This window comes from Castellaniella sp. WN (assembly GCF_054457555.1).
In genome coordinates, this window is sequence record NZ_JBTKZC010000001.1 from 741147 (window position 1) to 757665 (window position 16519).

The 16519-nt window shown below is 68.4% G+C and carries 14 protein-coding genes and 1 pseudogene; 5 read left to right on the forward strand and 10 right to left on the reverse strand.

Annotated features, from left to right (window positions below; genetic code table 11):
• From folD to ACTPOE_RS03400, 3 genes are read left to right on the forward strand one after another with little or no spacing between them, the layout of a single operon-like run.
• Positions 1-855, forward strand: coding sequence for a bifunctional methylenetetrahydrofolate dehydrogenase/methenyltetrahydrofolate cyclohydrolase FolD (folD, locus tag ACTPOE_RS03390; RefSeq protein ID WP_458870802.1), 855 nt, complete (start codon positions 1-3; stop codon positions 853-855).
• A 32-nt stretch (positions 856-887) separates the two neighbouring features.
• The gene (locus ACTPOE_RS03395) at positions 888-2975 is read left to right on the forward strand and encodes a M3 family metallopeptidase (RefSeq protein ID WP_458870803.1); all 2088 of its coding nucleotides are present in this window, start codon (positions 888-890) and stop codon (positions 2973-2975) included.
• Positions 2972-3553: an SCO family protein gene (locus ACTPOE_RS03400; RefSeq protein ID WP_458870804.1), complete on the forward strand. Its 582-nt coding sequence runs from the start codon at positions 2972-2974 to the stop codon at positions 3551-3553. The genes ACTPOE_RS03395 and ACTPOE_RS03400 overlap by 4 nt, the downstream gene beginning before the upstream one ends.
• Positions 3554-3557: 4 nt before the next feature.
• Here ACTPOE_RS03400 and ACTPOE_RS03405 read toward each other — a convergent pair whose 3' ends face one another.
• The 4 genes and pseudogenes from ACTPOE_RS03405 to ACTPOE_RS03420 all read right to left on the reverse strand — a co-directional run.
• Positions 3558-4955 (reverse strand): dihydrolipoyl dehydrogenase, encoded by a 1398-nt coding sequence (locus ACTPOE_RS03405; RefSeq protein ID WP_458870806.1) that lies wholly within the window; start codon positions 4953-4955, stop codon positions 3558-3560.
• Between the two features lie 74 nt (positions 4956-5029).
• A complete protein-coding gene (locus tag ACTPOE_RS03410) occupies positions 5030-5230 on the reverse strand; it encodes a heavy-metal-associated domain-containing protein (protein WP_458870807.1) in 201 nt (66 codons plus the stop codon).
• An 85-nt stretch (positions 5231-5315) separates the two neighbouring features.
• A complete protein-coding gene (locus ACTPOE_RS03415; protein ID WP_458870808.1) occupies positions 5316-5513 on the reverse strand; it encodes a helix-turn-helix transcriptional regulator in 198 nt (65 codons plus the stop codon).
• 5 nt (positions 5514-5518) lie between these two features.
• Positions 5519-5632, reverse strand: a pseudogene (locus tag ACTPOE_RS03420) (VOC family protein); the annotation flags it as partial.
• 154 nt (positions 5633-5786) lie between these two features.
• Between ACTPOE_RS03420 and ACTPOE_RS03425 the strand changes: the two are divergent.
• Positions 5787-8057: a heavy metal translocating P-type ATPase gene (locus tag ACTPOE_RS03425; protein WP_458870809.1), complete on the forward strand. Its 2271-nt coding sequence runs from the start codon at positions 5787-5789 to the stop codon at positions 8055-8057.
• Positions 8050-8532: a Cu(I)-responsive transcriptional regulator gene (gene cueR, locus ACTPOE_RS03430; protein ID WP_458870810.1), complete on the forward strand. Its 483-nt coding sequence runs from the start codon at positions 8050-8052 to the stop codon at positions 8530-8532. Before ACTPOE_RS03425 ends, cueR begins: the two co-directional genes overlap by 8 nt.
• Here the strand turns inward: cueR and ACTPOE_RS03435 are convergent.
• From ACTPOE_RS03435 to ACTPOE_RS03460, 6 genes are all read right to left on the reverse strand, one after another.
• A complete protein-coding gene (locus ACTPOE_RS03435) occupies positions 8493-9074 on the reverse strand; it encodes a nitroreductase family protein (RefSeq protein ID WP_458870811.1) in 582 nt (193 codons plus the stop codon). The genes cueR and ACTPOE_RS03435 overlap by 40 nt on opposite strands.
• Before the next feature lie 19 nt (positions 9075-9093).
• The gene (gene pdxJ, locus ACTPOE_RS03440; RefSeq protein ID WP_458872742.1) at positions 9094-9822 is read right to left on the reverse strand and encodes a pyridoxine 5'-phosphate synthase; all 729 of its coding nucleotides are present in this window, start codon (positions 9820-9822) and stop codon (positions 9094-9096) included.
• A complete protein-coding gene (locus ACTPOE_RS03445; protein ID WP_458872743.1) occupies positions 9819-11246 on the reverse strand; it encodes an efflux transporter outer membrane subunit in 1428 nt (475 codons plus the stop codon). The genes pdxJ and ACTPOE_RS03445 overlap by 4 nt, the downstream gene beginning before the upstream one ends.
• The gene (locus ACTPOE_RS03450) at positions 11246-14413 is read right to left on the reverse strand and encodes a multidrug efflux RND transporter permease subunit (protein WP_458870812.1); all 3168 of its coding nucleotides are present in this window, start codon (positions 14411-14413) and stop codon (positions 11246-11248) included. The genes ACTPOE_RS03445 and ACTPOE_RS03450 overlap by 1 nt, the downstream gene beginning before the upstream one ends.
• Before the next feature lie 47 nt (positions 14414-14460).
• Entirely contained in the window at positions 14461-15747 is a 1287-nt protein-coding gene (locus ACTPOE_RS03455) for an efflux RND transporter periplasmic adaptor subunit (RefSeq protein ID WP_458870813.1), read from the reverse strand.
• 152 nt (positions 15748-15899) lie between these two features.
• Positions 15900-16448, reverse strand: a complete 549-nt coding sequence (locus ACTPOE_RS03460; RefSeq protein ID WP_458870814.1) for a TetR/AcrR family transcriptional regulator — start codon at positions 16446-16448, stop codon at positions 15900-15902.
• Positions 16449-16519 lie beyond the last annotated feature (71 nt).

The following is a 16519-nucleotide window of genomic DNA, read 5'->3' on the forward strand; positions in this document are numbered from 1 at the left end:
ATGGACGCCCGCATCATCGACGGCAAGGCCCTGTCCGCCCGGGTGCGCGGCGAGGTGGCCGAACGCGTGCGCGCGCTCAAGGCCCAGGGTGTCACCCCCGGGCTGGCAGTCGTGCTGGTCGGCGAGGACCCCGCCTCCCAGGTCTACGTGCGCAACAAGGCCGCCGCCTGCACGGCGGCCGGCATGCATTCGCGCGTCATCCCGCTGGGCGCCGACACGTCCGAAGGTGAACTGCTGGACGTGATCGAGACCCTCAACACCGATCCGGCCATCCATGGCATTCTGGTGCAGCTACCCCTGCCCGGCCACATCGACACCGGCCTGGTGATCGAGGCCATCAGCGCGGCCAAGGACGTGGACGGCTTCCATGTCAGCAACGCCGGCCTGCTGATGACAGGCCGCCCCCTGTTCCGCCCCTGCACGCCCTACGGCGTGATGAAGATGCTGGAATCGGAGAACGTCCCCTTGCGGGGCGCCGAGGTCGTGATCGTGGGCGCCAGCAACATCGTCGGCAAGCCCATGGCCATGCTGCTGCTGGCGGCCGGCGCCACCGTGACGCTGTGCAATTCCAAGACCCGCGACCTGGGCGCCCAGACCCGCCGGGCCGATGTGCTGGTGGTGGCCACGGGCCGGCCCGGCATCGTCACCGGCGACATGGTCAAACCCGGCGCGGTGGTGATCGATGTGGGCATCAACCGGCTCGAATCCGGCAGGCTCGTCGGCGACGTGGATTTCGATTCGGCCGCCACCGTCGCATCCGCGATCACCCCGGTGCCCGGGGGCGTGGGCCCCATGACCATCGCCATGCTGCTGGTCAACACCGTCGAAGCCGCCGAACGCACGCTGCAGGCTTGAAAAACGGGGGCACCGCCCCCACCTTGGCTCGCATGAACAGTACCCGAACCGCCGGCAATCCCCTCCTCGTCCCGGCCGAGGCATTCGTGGACTACGGCGCCGTCCGGCCCGAGCACATCGAACCCGCCGTGCGCGAGCTGGTCGAGGCCTCGCGCGCCGCGATCGAGGCCGCTGCCGCGCGCACGGATCCGCCCGACTGGAACAATCTGGTCGAGGCCATCGAGGATCCGTCCGAGCGCCTGCATCGCGCCTGGGCCATCGCCGGACACCTGAACAGCGTGGTGAACACGCCGGACCTGCGCGCCGCCTACAATGCCTGCCTGCCGCTGATGAGCGAGTTCTCCACCTGGGTGGGACTGCACCGCGGCCTGTACGAACGCTACCGCGCACTGGCGGCAAGCCCGTCGTTCGCCGGCCTGTCGCCGACCCGCCGCCGCATCGTCGAGCTGGCGCTGCGCGACTTCCGCCTGAGCGGAGTCGAACTGGAAGGCGCCGCGCGCGAGACCTACGCTCGCAATGCCGAGCTGCAGGCGCAGGTATCCCAGAAGTTCTCCGAAAACGTACTCGACGCGACCGACGGCTGGTCCCTGCTGATCACTGACGAGACCCGCCTGGACGGCCTGCCCGCGGACGTGGTCGCCGCAGCCGCCCAGGCCGCCAGATCGGCGGGCGAATCCGGCTGGAAGCTGACGCTGCACATGCCCTGCTACCTGCCGGTCATGCTGCATGCCCGGGACCGCGAACTGCGCCAGACCCTGTACCGCGCGCACGCCACGCGGGCCTCGGACCAGGGCAATCCGGCTTTCGACAATTCCGAATCCATCGAAACATTGCTGGCCCTGCGCGCCGAAGAAGCCGCCCTGCTGGGCCACGCCGACTTCGCCAGCCTGCGCCTGGAGACCCGCATGGCCGACAGCGCCGGCCAGGTGCTGGATTTCCTGCGCGAGCTGGCCGCCCGCGCCCGGTCCAGCGCACGGCGCGACCTGGACGAATTGCGCGCATTCGCCGCCCGCGAGCTCGGACTCGCCCCCCTTGAACCCTGGGACATCGCCTACGCTTCGGAACGCCTGCGTGAAAACCGCTATGCCTATTCCGACGAAGAATTGCGTCCCTACTTCACGGAATCCCGGGTGCTGGACGGCCTGTTCCAGGTGATTCGCACCCTGTTCGGCGTACGCCTGGAAATCACCGACGCGCCTGCCTGGCACGCCGACGCGCACATCTACCGGGTGCTGGACGCCGAAGGCCGGGAGCTCGGCCGCCTGGGCATGGACCTGTACGCCCGCCCCGGCAAGCAGGGCGGCGCCTGGGTGGACAGCGAGCGCAGCCGCCGCGCGCATGACGGACACCTGCACACGCCGCTGGCCTGGCTGACTTGCAATTTCCCCTCGCCGCAGGACGGTCGCGAAGCCCTGCTGTCCCACGACGACGTGATCACCCTGTTTCACGAAAGCGGCCACGCCATGCACACGCTGCTGTCCCGGGTGGACGACCCGGGCGCCGCCGCCTTCGCCGCCGTCGAATGGGACGCCATCGAGTTGCCCTCCCAGTTCATGGAAAATTTCTGCTGGGAATGGGATGTGCTGCAGTCCCTGACCCGCCATGCGGACACCGGCGAGCCCCTGCCCCGCGACCTGTACGACCGCATGATCGCCGCGCGCAATTTCCAGAGCGGCCTGCAGACCCTGCGCCAGGTCGAATTCGCATTGTTCGACATGCTGATCCACACGCGCTCCAGCGGCCTGTCGATCAGCGAAGTCCTGGACACCCTGGACCAGGTCCGCCAGGAAGTCGCGCTGCTGATCCCGCCCGCCTGGCACCGCTTCCCGCACGCCTTCTCGCATCTGTTCGCGGGCGGCTACGGCGCCGGATACTACAGCTACAAGTGGGCCGAGGTCCTGTCGGCCGACGCCTTCGCCGCCTTCGAGGAAGCCGCCCGGCCCGGCCCGGACGGCACGCGCGACGTATTCGATCCGGCCACCAGCCGCCGCTACCTGGACGAGATCATCGCCGTCGGCGGCTCGCGCCCGGCGGCGGAGTCCTTCCGCGCGTTTCGCGGTCGCGATCCGAGCATCGATGCCTTGCTGCGGCATAGCGGCTTGCTGGAAGAAAGCGCATGACTCCGGTCCGGCGCCTGCTGATCACACTGGGACTCTGGCTGGCCGGCACGAGCCTGGCGCTGGCCGCCGTCCATCCGGTGCGCGGCTTCCTGCCGGACCTGAAGTTCTCGCTGCAGGGCGCGGGTGGCGCGACCGTCACGCAGCGGGCCTTCGCCGGCAAGGTGGTGCTGATGTTCTTCGGCTATGCCAGTTGCCCGGACATCTGCCCCACGACCATGGCGCAGCTGGCCCAGGTAACCGAGGCCCTGGGCCCCAAGGCCGACCAGGTGCGCATCCTGTTCGTCAGCGTCGATCCCCATCGGGACACGCCCGACATCCTGCAGACCTACGTGGACCAGTTCGATCCCCATGCCATCGGCCTGACGGGCGATGAACAGGCCATCGCGGCACTCGCCCGGCGCTACCGGGTCGCCTACCAGATCGAACGTCCCGACCCTCGACATCCGGACGCCCCCTACGAGGTCGCCCACAGCCGGGGGATCTACGCCTTCGACCAGCAAGGCAAGGCCGTCTGGCTGGCCTCGGACGGCGAATCCCGGGAAGAACTGTTGGCCGCCCTGAAACCGCTGCTGAACTGAACCTTCAGGATACTTGCCGCGCGGCGTCGCGCAGCGCCGTGCGGATGCCTTCTTCAATCGTTGGATGGTAGAACGGCAGTTTCAGCATGTCCGGCACCGTCAGTTCCATCTGCAGGGCCCAGGCCAGCAAGTGGGCGACGTGCTCCGCGTCCGGCCCGACCATTTCCGCGCCCAGGAAGCGCCGATCGGATTTCCGCATGTAAACGCGCAGCAGCCCCTGGTTGCGCTGCATGACGCGCGAACGGCCCTGGCGCGTCCAGTCGACCTCGCCGATGGCGGCCGCGTCCGGATCGTCCAGCGCCGCATGGCCGCCGCCCACCTGCATGATCTGCGGATCGCTGAACACCACGGCCATGGGCGCGCGGCGCGGCAGCGCCCGCACGTCGGGCCAGGCGGCCGCGTTGCGCCCGGCCAGGCGGCCGTCGTCGGACGCCTCATGCTGGATGGCGTGTCGGCCGGTGACGTCGCCCGCCAGGAACACCGGCTGGCCATGGACCTGCAGCGTGGCCGGATCGAAATGCGGCCGGCCGCGCTCGTCCAGCGGCATCGTGGTGCGCTCCAGACGCAGCGAATCCAGGGCCGGGTGGCGGCCCGCCGTCAACAGCACGCAGTCGAAACGTTCGACGGTTTCCGGCCCGCCGTCGGCCGACCAGCCCACCACGGCCTGGTCGCCTTCGCGGCGTACCGTCGTGACCCGGGCCTGTTGGACCAGGGACAGTTCCGGCGCCAGCAAGGCCACCGCGGCCTCGCGTATCTGGGGATCGGCCAGGTGCGCGAAGCTGCCGGAGCGGTTCAGCACCCGCACCCGCACGCCCAGGCGCGCCAGCGCCAGGCCCAGTTCGACGCCGATCACGCCGGAGCCGACGACCAGCACGCTGCGCGGCAGGTCGCGCCAGTCGAACACATCGTCATTGACGATCGCCAGGTCGCCCAATGGCCGGTACAGGTCCGGCACGTTCGGCCGGGTGCCGGTGGCCAGGATGATGCGCCCGGCATGCACTTCGCGGCCGTCGGCGGCCCGCAGGACGCCATCGCGCAGGAACTCCACGGAAGCATCCAGCCGGTGCTCCGGCGGCATGGCCTCCACATCATCGACCACGAAGCCCACGAAACGGTCGCGTTCGCGCCGCACCCGGTCCATCACGGCCGCGCCGTCCACCCGCGGCGGGCCATCCATGCGGATGCCGAAGCCGTCCGCATGGCGCATGTCGGCCACGGACTGGGCCGCCGCGATCAGCAGCTTGGACGGCATGCAGCCCACGCGCGCGCACATGGTGCCATGCGGTCCGCCTTCGATCAACAAGGGTTTGAGGCCCGCCTTGAGGACCTCGCGATAAGCCGGCAGGCCCGCCGAACCGGCGCCGACGATGGCGACGTCGCAGTCAATGTGGTGTGCATTCATAGGTGGACCGCCTGCTGAGCGAAGGAGAGGAAGGCGGCAAGCCGGGAGACTTGCCCTGTGAGGGTGCCGCTCGATCAGGCCGGTTGAACGTCGTAGCCTTCCTCGGCGATCGCCGCGCGCAGCGCCGCCGCGTCCGCCGCCGATTCGATCGTGACGCGGTGCGCGGCCAGATCCGTGTGCACGGTCGCGTCCGGCGCCACGTCCTGCACGGCCCGGGTGATGGTCTGGACGCAATGGTTGCAGGTCATGTCGGAAACGATGAATTCGGTCTTCATGGGGAAGGCTCCTGGAAAGAGATGTCAGCCATCTTAAACCTTGTCCCTGTGGGAAGCTCAAGCCCCGGACGGGCGGAAGCAACGCTCAAGCCACGGCCAGCTTCAGTTTGCCCACCCCGTCCAGATCGACGTGCTGGCGCGCCACCCACAGGTCATGCGCATCCTGCATGGCAAACCAGCTTGCCGCGACGCCGAGTTTTTCGGCAAGCTCCCGGCCGCTGATGCCGTTGGGCTCCAGATAGATACCGGAGATGAACTCGCCGGGGTGCGGGGGATTGTGCATGCTCTCGACACTTCGATCAGGTTCCGATCCGGATCCCGGAAGTACACCGAGGTGATCCTGCCCGTCGCGCCCGTGCGCGGCACCGGGCCGTCGAGCACCGGCACGCCGCAGGCCCGCAGGTGGGGTGGTCGAGTCTGCCGATGCGAATCGTCATTTCTTTTCCATGAGTTTGGAGGTGCGGCACCCGGATCGGCCGGTTTCGCAATACTCCCTTGACCTTACCACAAGGTCAAGCCTCATTCTAAAATCCTCGTCATGAACCGGAGTCCGACCATGTCCGCCCTGCCCGCCCCGTCCTCCCTCGATCTGGAGGTCGAAGGCATGACCTGCGCCTCCTGCGTGCGCCGGGTCGAAACGGCTCTGTCCAAAGTCCCCGGGGTGTCCCAGGCCAGCGTCAACCTGGCCACGCGCCGCGCCCACGTCACCCTCGCGGCCGAGGGCGTCGATCCCCGGGCACTGGTCGCCGCCGTGGAAAAACGCGGCTATCAGGCGCAGGTGCTCAGCCGCGAAGCCCCCTCGCCGCCCACGGACGACGCGGGCGAGGACGCCGCCGCCGGCCGGCGCTTCTTCCTGGCCCTGCTGCTGACGCTGCCGGTGTTCCTGGTCGAGATGGGGGGGCACCTGATTCCCGCCCTGCACCACGGGATCCAGACCCTGGTCGCTCCCCGCACGCTGGCCTGGATCGAGTTCGTGCTCGCCACCGCCGTGCTGGCCGGGCCGGGCCGAGCCTTCTTCACCCGGGGGTTCAAGGCCCTGTGGCACCTGGGACCGGACATGAACACGCTGGTCGCCCTGGGCGCGGGCAGCGCCTGGCTGTATTCCTCGCTGGTGACGGCCGCGCCCGCCCTCTTCCCGGACGAGGCCCGCCACTTGTATTTCGAGGCCGCCGCCGTCGTCGCCACGCTGATCCTGCTGGGCCGCTGGCTGGAAGCCCGCGCCCGGGGCCGGGCCGGTTCCGCCATCCGCCATCTGATCGGTCTGCGACCGCGCACGGCCTGGGCGCGACGCGGCGGCGACTGGGCCGAGCTGCCGATCGATGCGCTGGCCGTCGGCGACGAGGTGCGTGTGCGGCCCGGCGAGAAGATCCCGGTCGACGGCACGGTCGTCGAAGGCGAGTCCTGGGTGGACGAGTCCATGATCACGGGCGAGTCCATGCCGGTCGCGCGCCGCGCGGACGACCGCCTGATCGGCGGCACGATGAACACGCGCGGCGGCCTGGTGATGCGCGCCACGCAGGTCGGCGCCGACACGGTGCTGGCTCACATCATCCGCCTGGTCGAGCAGGCCCAGGGCGCCAAGCTGCCGATCCAGCGTCTGGTGGACCGGGTCACCGGCTGGTTCGTGCCGGCCGTGATGGGACTGGCCGTGCTGGCCTTCCTGGGCTGGCTCCTCTGGGGGCCGGAGCCCCGGCTGACGCACGCGCTGATCGCCGGAGTGGCGGTGCTGATCATCGCCTGCCCCTGCGCCATGGGACTGGCGACGCCGATCTCGATCATGGTGGCCACGGGCCGCGCGGCCGGCCTGGGCATCGTGTTCCGCCAGGGCGACGCGCTGCAGCGCCTGCGCAACGTCCGGGTCGCGGCCTTCGACAAGACCGGCACGCTGACCCTGGGGCGCCCGGCGCTCAGCGACGCGCTGCCCCTGGATGGCCTGGACCGCTCCGCCCTGTTGACGGCGGTGGCCTCCGTGCAGAGCGCCTCGGAACACCCCATCGCGCATGCGCTGATGGAGGCGGCCAAGGCCGAAGCACTGCCCCTGACGCCGGTGGAAGGATTCACGGCGCTCACCGGCGCGGGCGTGCGAGGCCGGGTCGAAGGCCACGACTGGCTGCTGGGCAACGAGGCCCTGATGCGCGGCCACGGAGTGCCGGTCGAGGACTCCGTCACAGCGCGGGTCCAGGCACTGGCCAGCCAGGGCAAGACAGTTTTCCTGGCGGCGCGCGACGGCCAGCCGGCGGGGATTCTGGCGGTGGCCGACACGCTGCGGCCCGGCGCCCGCGAGGCCATCGACCGCCTGCATGCACTGGGATTGAAGACCGCGCTCATCACCGGCGACCACGAGGCCGCCGCCCGGGCCGTGGCCGGGGAGCTGGGCATCGACATCGTCCACGCCCAGACCCTGCCCGAGCACAAGGCGGAACTGCTGCGGGCGCTGCGGCACGATGCCGGCGCCCTGGCCTTCGTGGGCGACGGCATCAACGACGCGCCCGCCCTGGCGACCGCCGACGTGGGAATCGCCATCGGCCAGGGCACCGACGTCGCTATCGAGTCGGCCGACGTGGTACTGATGAACGAAGACCTGAACTCGGTCGCCCGCGCTGTCGCGCTGTCGCGGCTGACGCTGCGCAACATCGGCCAGAACCTGTTCTGGGCCTTCGCCTACAACGCCGCCCTGATCCCGGTGGCGGCCGGCGCCCTGTATCCCTTCACGGGGCTGCAGCTCTCGCCCATGCTGGGGGCTGGCGCCATGGCTCTGTCCAGCGTCTTCGTCGTCTTCAACGCCCTGCGCCTGAAATGGCTGCCCTTGGAGAACCGCCGTGGCTGAATTCCACCAGCGCCACGCCGATGCCCCCGTCCGGGAACTGCTCACGATCGGCGAGACGGCCGCCCGCACCGGGCTGAGCCCCAAGATGATCCGCTACTACGAGCAGGAAGGCCTGCTCGTCCCGCAGGCCCGCAGCGCCGCCGGCTACCGGCAATATGGCGAGGCCGACTTGCATGCGCTGCGGTTCATCCGCAGCGCGCGCGACCTGGGGTTTTCATTGAAACAGATCGCGGAACTGATCGGCCTGTGGCGGGACCGCGGACGCGCCAGCGCGGAGGTCAAACGCCTGGCCCTGGCGCACATCGAGTCGCTGGAGGCCAAGGCCGCCCTGCTGCGCGACATGGCGGCGACCCTGCGCGAACTGGCGCAACGCTGCCATGGTGACGACCGGCCGGACTGCCCGATCCTGGAAGGCCTTGAAGAGTGCGCGCGTGCTCAGGCGCCGGGCACGGGGGCGTGCCACTCGGATACATGATCCCGCCAGTCCGGCCGCTCGATCGGGCCGGGCGCGTCGATGGGCGTGCCGATGGCCAGGTAGCCCATGAAGCGTTCGTCCAGGGGGTCAAAGCCCAGGGCTTCGCCCACGCCATCCAGGTAGGTGCCGATGCCGGTGCTCCAGAAAGCGCCCAGGCCCAGGGCATGGGCGGCGTTGAGCATGTTCATCGCCGCCGCGCCCACGGCCAGCAGGCTTTCGTGTTCGGGGATTCGGCCGGCAGGGTCCGGACGGCAACCCAGGGCGATCACCAGCGGCACCTTGGACAGCCACTTGCGGGCATTGTCCACTTTCGACTGCGACAGGGGCTCGCCCGCGACGACGCCGGCCCGCACACCTACATCCACCAGGGAGGGCACGTCGGTGCCGCGCACCAGGACGAAGCGCCAGGGCTTGACGGCACCATGATCGGGTGCGCGCAGGGCGGCCTGCAGGATCAGGTCCAGTTGCTCGTCGGTCGGACCGGGCGCCTGAACGAACTTGACCGACCGGCGACCGAGGAGGACATCGAAGAAGGGGGACATGGGGACAGGCTCCAGGACGCTATGGACAGGATGCCCGGATCATCAGGGCCTTCATGCGCCGGATGGCCGGTTCCCAGCCGTCGAACACGGCCTGGGCGACGATGGCGTGGCCGATGTTCAGTTCCGAGATGCCCGACAGAGCGGCGATGGGTTCGACATTGTCGTAATGCAGGCCATGGCCGGCGTTGACCCGCAGGCCCTCGCCCACCCCGACGGCGATGGCGGCGCGCAGACGTTCCATCTGGGCGGCCCGCGACCCGGCGTCGGGCGCGTCGGCGTAGGCGCCGGTGTGCAGCTCGATCACCCGGGCGCCCGCGCGCGCGGCGGCGGCGATCTGATCGGCCTCGGGATCGATGAACAGGGACACGCGGATACCGACGTCGTGCAGCCGCGCCACGGCGGACGCGACTTCGTCGTAGCGGCCAAGCACATCCAGGCCGCCCTCGGTGGTCAGTTCGCGCCTGTTCTCCGGCACCAGGCAGACGTCCCGGGGACGGATGTCGCAAGCGATCGCCAGCATGTCCGGGGTGATGGCGCATTCCAGGTTCATGCGCGTGCGCAGGATCGGCCGGATGGCGCGCACGTCGGCGTCCTGGATGTGGCGCCGGTCCTCCCGCAGGTGCAGGGTGATCAGGTCGGCCCCGGCGTCCTCGGCGCGCAAGGCGGCCTGCACAGGGTCGGGGTATGTCGTCAGGCGCTGCTGGCGCAGGGTGGCGACGTGGTCGATATTGACACCCAGTTCCATCAGGATGCCCCCGACAGGTCATCGGCCGACCAGCCCCCGCCCAGCGCCTTGTACAGCTCGACGCGGTTGAACAGCGCATCGGTGCCCAGTTGGATGAACTGCTGCTGCACGCTGTACAGAGCGACCTGGGCGGACTGCACCTGCAGGAAGCTGTCCACGCCGGTCTCGTAGCGGACTTGAGCCAGCTTGAGAGCCTTGAGCGCGGATTCCTCGGTGGCGCGCAGCGCGTCGAGCTGATTGCTGTAGGTGGCCTCGCCCGCCAGGCCATCGGCAACCTCGCGGAACGCGGTCTGGATGGCTTTCTCGTAGGCCGACACGGCGATGTTGTTGCGCGCCTTGGCCAGGTCCAGGTTGCCCTTGACCCCGCCCGAGAACAGCGGCATCTGGATCTGGGGCGAGAACTGCCAGTAACGGTGGCTGCCGCCGAATAGCGCGTCGAGCTCGGGGCTGGCGAAGCCCAGCAGCCCGGTCAGGGAGATGCGCGGGAAGAAGGCCGCGCGGGCGGCGCCGATCTGGGCGTTGGCCGCCATCAGATCATGTTCGGCCCCCACAATATCGGGACGGCGCTCCAGCAGTTGCGACGGCAGGCCGGCGGGCAGCGAATGCAGCAATTGCTCGCGGCCGAACGGCCGGGGTTCCGGCAGGCCATCGGGCACCGGCGCGCCCAGGATCAGCTGCAAGGCATTGCCGGCCTGGGCCATGGCGCGCTCGGTAGCGATGCGGTCGGCGCGCACCGTATCGTACTGGGACTGGGCCTGGGCCAGGTCCAGGTCGGAGGCGACCCCCACGTCGAAACGGGACTGGACCAGGTCCAGCGTGCCCTTGCGGGCCTCCAGGGTCTTGTCCATCAGGTCGTGCAGGACCTGGGCCGAACGCAGGCGAAAGTAGGCCTCGGCGGTCTGGGCGATGAGCCCGAGCTGCACGGTGCGGCGCGCCTGGTCGGTGGACAGGTAGGACTGATAAGCGGCCTCGCTGAGATTGCGCACGCGGCCGAAGAAGTCCAGCTCGAAGGCCGTCATGCCCACGCCCGCGACGTAGCTGCGGCTGACGGACTTGGCGTCGGCGCCGCCGTTGCGCATGTCGGCCGGCGTGCGAGTGACCTGCCCCGAGCCCTGCGCGCCGATGGTCGGCAGACGATCGCTCTGGGCGATGCCGAACTGGGCGCGGGCCTCTTCGACCCGATCCACGGCGATGCGCAGATCGCGGTTGTTCTTCAGCGCCAGTCCGATCAGGGCCTGCAGCCGGGGATCCTGGAAGAAATCCCGCCAGGCTGGCAGCGCGGCCTGGTCCGCGTCGGCGGCTGTCACCGGGAAGCGCTCGGGCACCGGCGCGGCCGGCCGGTGGTAGGTGGGCGCCAGCGAGCAGGCGCCCAGCGCCAGGCTCAGCGTGGAGACGGCCAGGACACGCGCGGAGAGACGTCGATTCATCATGTCCGTTCTCCCGCGCCGGACTCGTCGGTGGAGGGGATGTGCGGCGCCTGGTGGCCCAGCAGTTTCGGTTTGGTCTTGAACAATTTCAGAATCACCACGAAAAAGGTCGGCACGAAGAGTACGGCCAGCGGCGTGGCCGCCAGCATCCCGCCCAGCACGCCCAGGCCCACGGCGTTCTGGCTGGCCGCGCCCGCGCCGCTGGCGGTCACCAGGGGCACCACCCCCAGGATGAAGGCGAAGGAGGTCATCAGGATCGGGCGGAAACGCAGCCGCGCGGCCTCGATGGCCGACTCGGCCAGGCCCGCGCCGCTGGCGTACAGGTCCTTGGCGAACTCCACGATCAGGATGGCGTTTTTAGCCGCCAGGCCGATCACGGTCACCATCCCGACCATGAAATACACGTCGTTGTCCTTGCCCATCAGGCTGCTGAGCAGCACGGCGCCCAACATGCCCAGAGGGACGGCCAGCATCACCGACAGCGGGATGGCCCAGCTTTCGTACAGGGCGGCCAGCACCATGAAGACCACCAGGATCGACAATCCCATCAGAATCGCGGACTGGCTGCCAGCCTGGATTTCCTGATAGGACAGCCCGGTCCACTCATAGCCCAGCCCGGACGGCAGCTGGGTGATCAGGCGCTCCATTTCGGCCATGGCCTGCCCGGTGGAGTAGCCCGGCGCGGCCGAACCGCCGATCCGGATGGATTCATAGCCGTTGTAGCGCACGACCTGGACCGGACCCCGGGTCCATTCCAGAGACACGAACGAAGACAACGGCACCATGTCGCCATTGGCGTTGCGCGCGTTGAGCCGCAGGATGTCGTCCGGGTTCATGCGGGCGCTCTGCTCCGCCTGGACCCAGATGTTCTGCACCCAGCCCTGGTTGGTGAACTTGCCGACATAGGCCGAGCCGATCGCCGTGGAGATCAGGCTGGCGGCCTCGGAAAAGTCCACTCCCAGGGCGGCGGCCTTGGCGCGGTCGATTTCCACCTTCAGTTGCGGGCCCGCGCCCAGGCCGGTGATGCGCGTACCGGTCAGGATGGGGCTTTGCGAGGCCAGCTGCAGCAACTGCTGGGTGGCGGCCTGCAGAGCATCGCTGCCCACGCCGCTGCGGTCTTCCAGGCGCAGGTCGAAGCCCGAGGCATTGCCCAGCGAGGAAATGGCCGGCGGCGTGATGGAAATCACCATGGAGTCCGGCAGGCCGAACAGCAGCTTGCCCATAGCGGTGCCGGAAATCGCCTGCGCCGAGTCGGCCGGCCCCTTGCGTTCGGAGAAGTCCTTCAGGGGTACGAAGGCGATGGCGGCGTTCAGGCCGTTGCCGTTGAAGCTGAAGCCCTGGACAGCGATGATGTTGGCCACCTGCGGCAGGGCCATGAAGTACTTTTCAACCTGCCCGATGATTTCCACCGTGCGGTTGGACGAGGCTCCCGAGGGCAGTTCAATATTGGCGATCACGTAGCCCTGGTCCTCTTCAGGCAGGAACGACGTGGGCAAGCGCACGAACATCCAGCCCATCACGCCCACCAGCAGGGCGAAGACCAGCATCATGCGGAACGTGCGCTTCAGGCTGCGCGTGACCCAGCGGGTATAGCCCTGCGTGGAGCGCTCGAAGCCGCGGTTGAACCAGCCGAAGAAGCCGCCCTTGGACTCATGGTGGCCCTTGGGAATGGGTTTGAGCAGGGTGGCGCACAGCGCCGGGGTGAAGCTGAGCGCCAGCAGCGCGGAGAACAGGATGGACACCGCCATGGCCACGGAGAACTGGCGGTAGATCACCCCCACCGACCCGGACATGAAGGCCAGCGGCAGGAACACCGTGGTCAGCACCAGCGTGATCCCGACGATGGCGCCGCTGATCTGCGGCATGGCCTTCTTGGTGGCTTCGCGCGGCGACAGGCCTTCCTCGGCCATGATGCGCTCGACGTTCTCCACCACCACGATGGCGTCGTCCACCAGGATCCCGATGGCCAGCACCATGGCGAACATGGTCAGCACGTTGATGGAGAATCCCAGAGCCAGCATCACGGTGAAGGCCCCCATCATCGCCACCGGCACCACCAGCGCGGGGATGAGCGTGTAGCGCACGTTCTGCAGGAACACGAACATCACCACGAACACCAGCACCATGGCCTCGAACAGGGTATGGACCACTTGCTCGATGGAGAGGTCGATATAGGGCGAGGTGTCGTAGGGAATCTGGTAGGTGATGTTGTCGGGGAAGAATCGGGACAGCTCGGCCATCTTGGCCTTGGCCAGCTTGGCCGTTTCCAGGGCGTTGGCCGAGGGCGTCAGCGACAGGGCGAAGGCCGCCGTGGGCTTGCCGTTCAGACGGGCGCCGAACTGGTAGTTGTCCGAGCCGAGTTCGACCCGGGCGACATCACGGATGCGGACCGAGGAACCGTCCGGATTGGCCCGCAGCACGATGTCGCCGAATTCCTCCGGCGTGGTGAGCTGTCCGTTGACGGTCAGCGGCGTCACCGTGCGTTGGGTGTCCGGGTTCGGAGGAGAGCCCAGGAGGCCGCCGGAAATCACCAGGTTCTGCGCCGCCAGGGCATTGTTGACCTGGGACATGCTCAGGCCATAACCGACCAGTTTCTGCGGATCGACCCAGACGCGCATGGCGCGGCTCGCGGCGAACAACTGGAATTTGCCCACGCCCTTGATTCGCGACATCGGGTTCTGGATGTTGCGCGTGATGTAATCAGCCAGGGCGTACTGGTCGACGGAGCCGTCCTTGGACGATAGCGTGACCACCATCAGGAAGCCGGAATTCGACTGGCTGACCTTCAGGCCCTGTTGCGTCACGGCCGCTGGCAGCTTGGCCGTCGCATTGGACAGGCGGTTCTGCACATCCACCTGGGCCAGGTCGGCATTCGTACCCGGCGCGAAGGTGACGGTGATCCCGGCCTGTCCGTTGGAATCGCTGACCGATTCGTAGTACAGCAGACCCTTGGCCCCGTTCAGCTCGTTTTCGATGACGCTGGCCACGCTGGTGGCGACCTCGGAGGCCGAGGCGCCCGGATAGGTGGCGTTGATGTTTACCGTGGGCGGTGCGACATCGGGGTACTGTGACACCGCCATGTTGGGAATGGCCAGGATGCCGGCCAGGGCGATGGCCAGCGCCACCACCCAGGCGAAGATCGGTCGTTCGATGAAAAACTGTGGCATGAGAGCTCGCGTGGAATCCGGAGAAGTATCGGGCGGCCGGGGCCGGATCAGTGGGTCTGGCCGTCGGCGGGCTTGTCACCCGCGGGCTTGCCGCCGGCCTGCTGATCGCCGGCGGGCTTTTCAGCGCCGGGCTGGCCGCCCGCCGCGGGCGGCTGCGCGCCGCCCTGCCCCGCCGAGCCGCCCTGGGCCTGGCCTTTCCAGGGCATGGGCTGGACCGGGGCGCCGGGACGGACCTTCTGGAAACCCTCGACCATCAACTGGTCGCCCGCCTGGATGCCTTGATAGATGATGTAGCCCTTTCCGGTGCGCGGGCCGACCTGGACCGGCGTGAAGGACGCCTTGCCGTCCTTGATCAGGACGACCGTGCTGTTGCCGTCGGCGGTACGCTGGATGGCCTGTTCAGGCACCACCAGGGCCTGCTGGTCCACGCCCTGGACCAGGCGCACGCGCACGTACAGGCCGGGCAGCAGGATCTGTTCCGGATTGGGAAACAGCGCCCGCAGGTTTACCTGCCCCGTGCCGGGATCGACGGCCACGCCCGAGAACAGCAGCTTGCCGGGATGGCGGTAGGTATTGCCGCCTTCCAGCAGGACTTCGGCCCGGGCGTCTCCGTTGGCGTCCGGCTTGACGATGCCATCGGCCATCTGGCGGCGCAGGGTGGCGATCTGCGCCACCGGCTGGGTGATGTCCACGTAGACCTGGTCCAGGCGGTGCACGGTCGCCAGCGAAGTGGCGGACGTGGCGCTGACCAGCGCCCCGACGGTGACCTGGGCCTTGCCGATGGTGCCGTCGATGGGCGAGGTGACCCGGGTGTAGTCCAGGTTGATCTTGGCCGATTCCAGCGCGGCCTGGGCGGCGGCGACCGCGGCATCCGCCTGACGCGACTGGGCGACGGCGTTGTCGTAATCTTGCTGGCTGACCGCGTGCTGCTTGATGAGCGCGGTGTAGCGCTGCGCCAGCAGGCGCGCGGTGTGCGCCGACGCCTGGGCGTTCTTCAATTGTGCGGCGGCCTGGTCGCGGGCCGCCCGGTACGGAGCGGGATCGATGGTGAACAGCAGCTGGCCGGCCTTGACCGTGCTGCCCTGCTCGAAGTCGATGGACTGGACGATGCCGTTGACCCGTGCGCGAATCTCGGCGTCCTCGATCGCCTGCACTCGGCCCGGAAGTTCCGTGTTGACGACCGCAGCCTGGGGCTGGACCTGAATCACGCTGACCGGGACCTTCATGCCTTCCATCCCCTGCTGCGGCTCGCCCGAGCAGGCGGCCAGGGTCAGCAACGACATCAGCGCCAGCGGCCGCAGGGCCCGGCCGGCGGACAGTCGATTAAAGGCCATAAGAAAAGCTCCAGAAATGTTGATTTTTCGATTGGATGAAGCGAAAGATGGCCGCCCGGTCATACGGAAGCCGGGATCACCGGCTCCGCGGGCAAGCCAAAAGTATAAAGGGAAAACCTTGAAATCCGGTGGGCTGCGCACGGACTCATGCGTCACTCTCCATCCGCCGCGAAACGGTCCACCAGGATGAGGACCCGGCGCTCCAGCACCTCCAGGCGGGGCCTGTCCTTGATCTGGCCTTCCAGGGCCAGCATGAACACCAAGGCGACCTCGATGTCGTCGAAGACCCGATTCAGGCATTCCAGCAGGCAAGCGCGGTGCTGTCCGGCAACTTCCGGGCTCAGGCCCTGGCAGACTTCCAGGAATTCGCCGGACATCGGCGCGGCTTCCATTTCGAACCAGGGTTCCAGCAGCACGCGCCGGCAGACCCCGAACAGGCGTTCTCGCGGGGATCCGGGCGCCCGCACCACGTCCATGGCCAGCGGCAGGCGCGACAGCATCCAGTCGTCGAAGACCTGCATGAAGAGGTCTTCCTTGTCCTTGAAGCTGCGGTAAAGCAGTGTGCGGGAGATCCCCGCGCGCTGGGCGATGTCGCCCAGGGAACTGCGGGAAAAGCCGAAATTCAGGAAGCACCAGCGCGCCGCGTCCAGTATCCTGGCGCGCCGCGCGGTCAAGGCTTCCGAACTCAGCTTGGGGGACATCGGCGCATTTTGACAATAAGTGCGTTTTTTGTCAATTTGATTTTAATGTCCACGTCGCCGCTTGCAAGCGG

Excerpts from the sequence above, each read along its gene's own strand:
- folD (WP_458870802.1), top strand. The coding sequence starts at position 1 with ATGGACGCCCGCATCATCGACGGCAAGGCCCTGTCCGCCCGGGTGCGC.
- ACTPOE_RS03395 (WP_458870803.1), top strand. The coding sequence starts at position 888 with ATGAACAGTACCCGAACCGCCGGCAATCCCCTCCTCGTCCCGGCCGAG.
- ACTPOE_RS03400 (WP_458870804.1), top strand. The coding sequence starts at position 2,972 with ATGACTCCGGTCCGGCGCCTGCTGATCACACTGGGACTCTGGCTGGCC.
- ACTPOE_RS03405 (WP_458870806.1), bottom strand. The coding sequence starts at position 4,955 with ATGAATGCACACCACATTGACTGCGACGTCGCCATCGTCGGCGCCGGT.
- ACTPOE_RS03410 (WP_458870807.1), bottom strand. The coding sequence starts at position 5,230 with ATGAAGACCGAATTCATCGTTTCCGACATGACCTGCAACCATTGCGTC.
- ACTPOE_RS03415 (WP_458870808.1), bottom strand. The coding sequence starts at position 5,513 with ATGCACAATCCCCCGCACCCCGGCGAGTTCATCTCCGGTATCTATCTG.
- ACTPOE_RS03425 (WP_458870809.1), top strand. The coding sequence starts at position 5,787 with ATGTCCGCCCTGCCCGCCCCGTCCTCCCTCGATCTGGAGGTCGAAGGC.
- ACTPOE_RS03435 (WP_458870811.1), bottom strand. The coding sequence starts at position 9,074 with ATGTCCCCCTTCTTCGATGTCCTCCTCGGTCGCCGGTCGGTCAAGTTC.
- ACTPOE_RS03445 (WP_458872743.1), bottom strand. The coding sequence starts at position 11,246 with ATGAATCGACGTCTCTCCGCGCGTGTCCTGGCCGTCTCCACGCTGAGC.
- ACTPOE_RS03450 (WP_458870812.1), bottom strand. The coding sequence starts at position 14,413 with ATGCCACAGTTTTTCATCGAACGACCGATCTTCGCCTGGGTGGTGGCG.
- ACTPOE_RS03455 (WP_458870813.1), bottom strand. The coding sequence starts at position 15,747 with ATGGCCTTTAATCGACTGTCCGCCGGCCGGGCCCTGCGGCCGCTGGCG.
- ACTPOE_RS03460 (WP_458870814.1), bottom strand. The coding sequence starts at position 16,448 with ATGTCCCCCAAGCTGAGTTCGGAAGCCTTGACCGCGCGGCGCGCCAGG.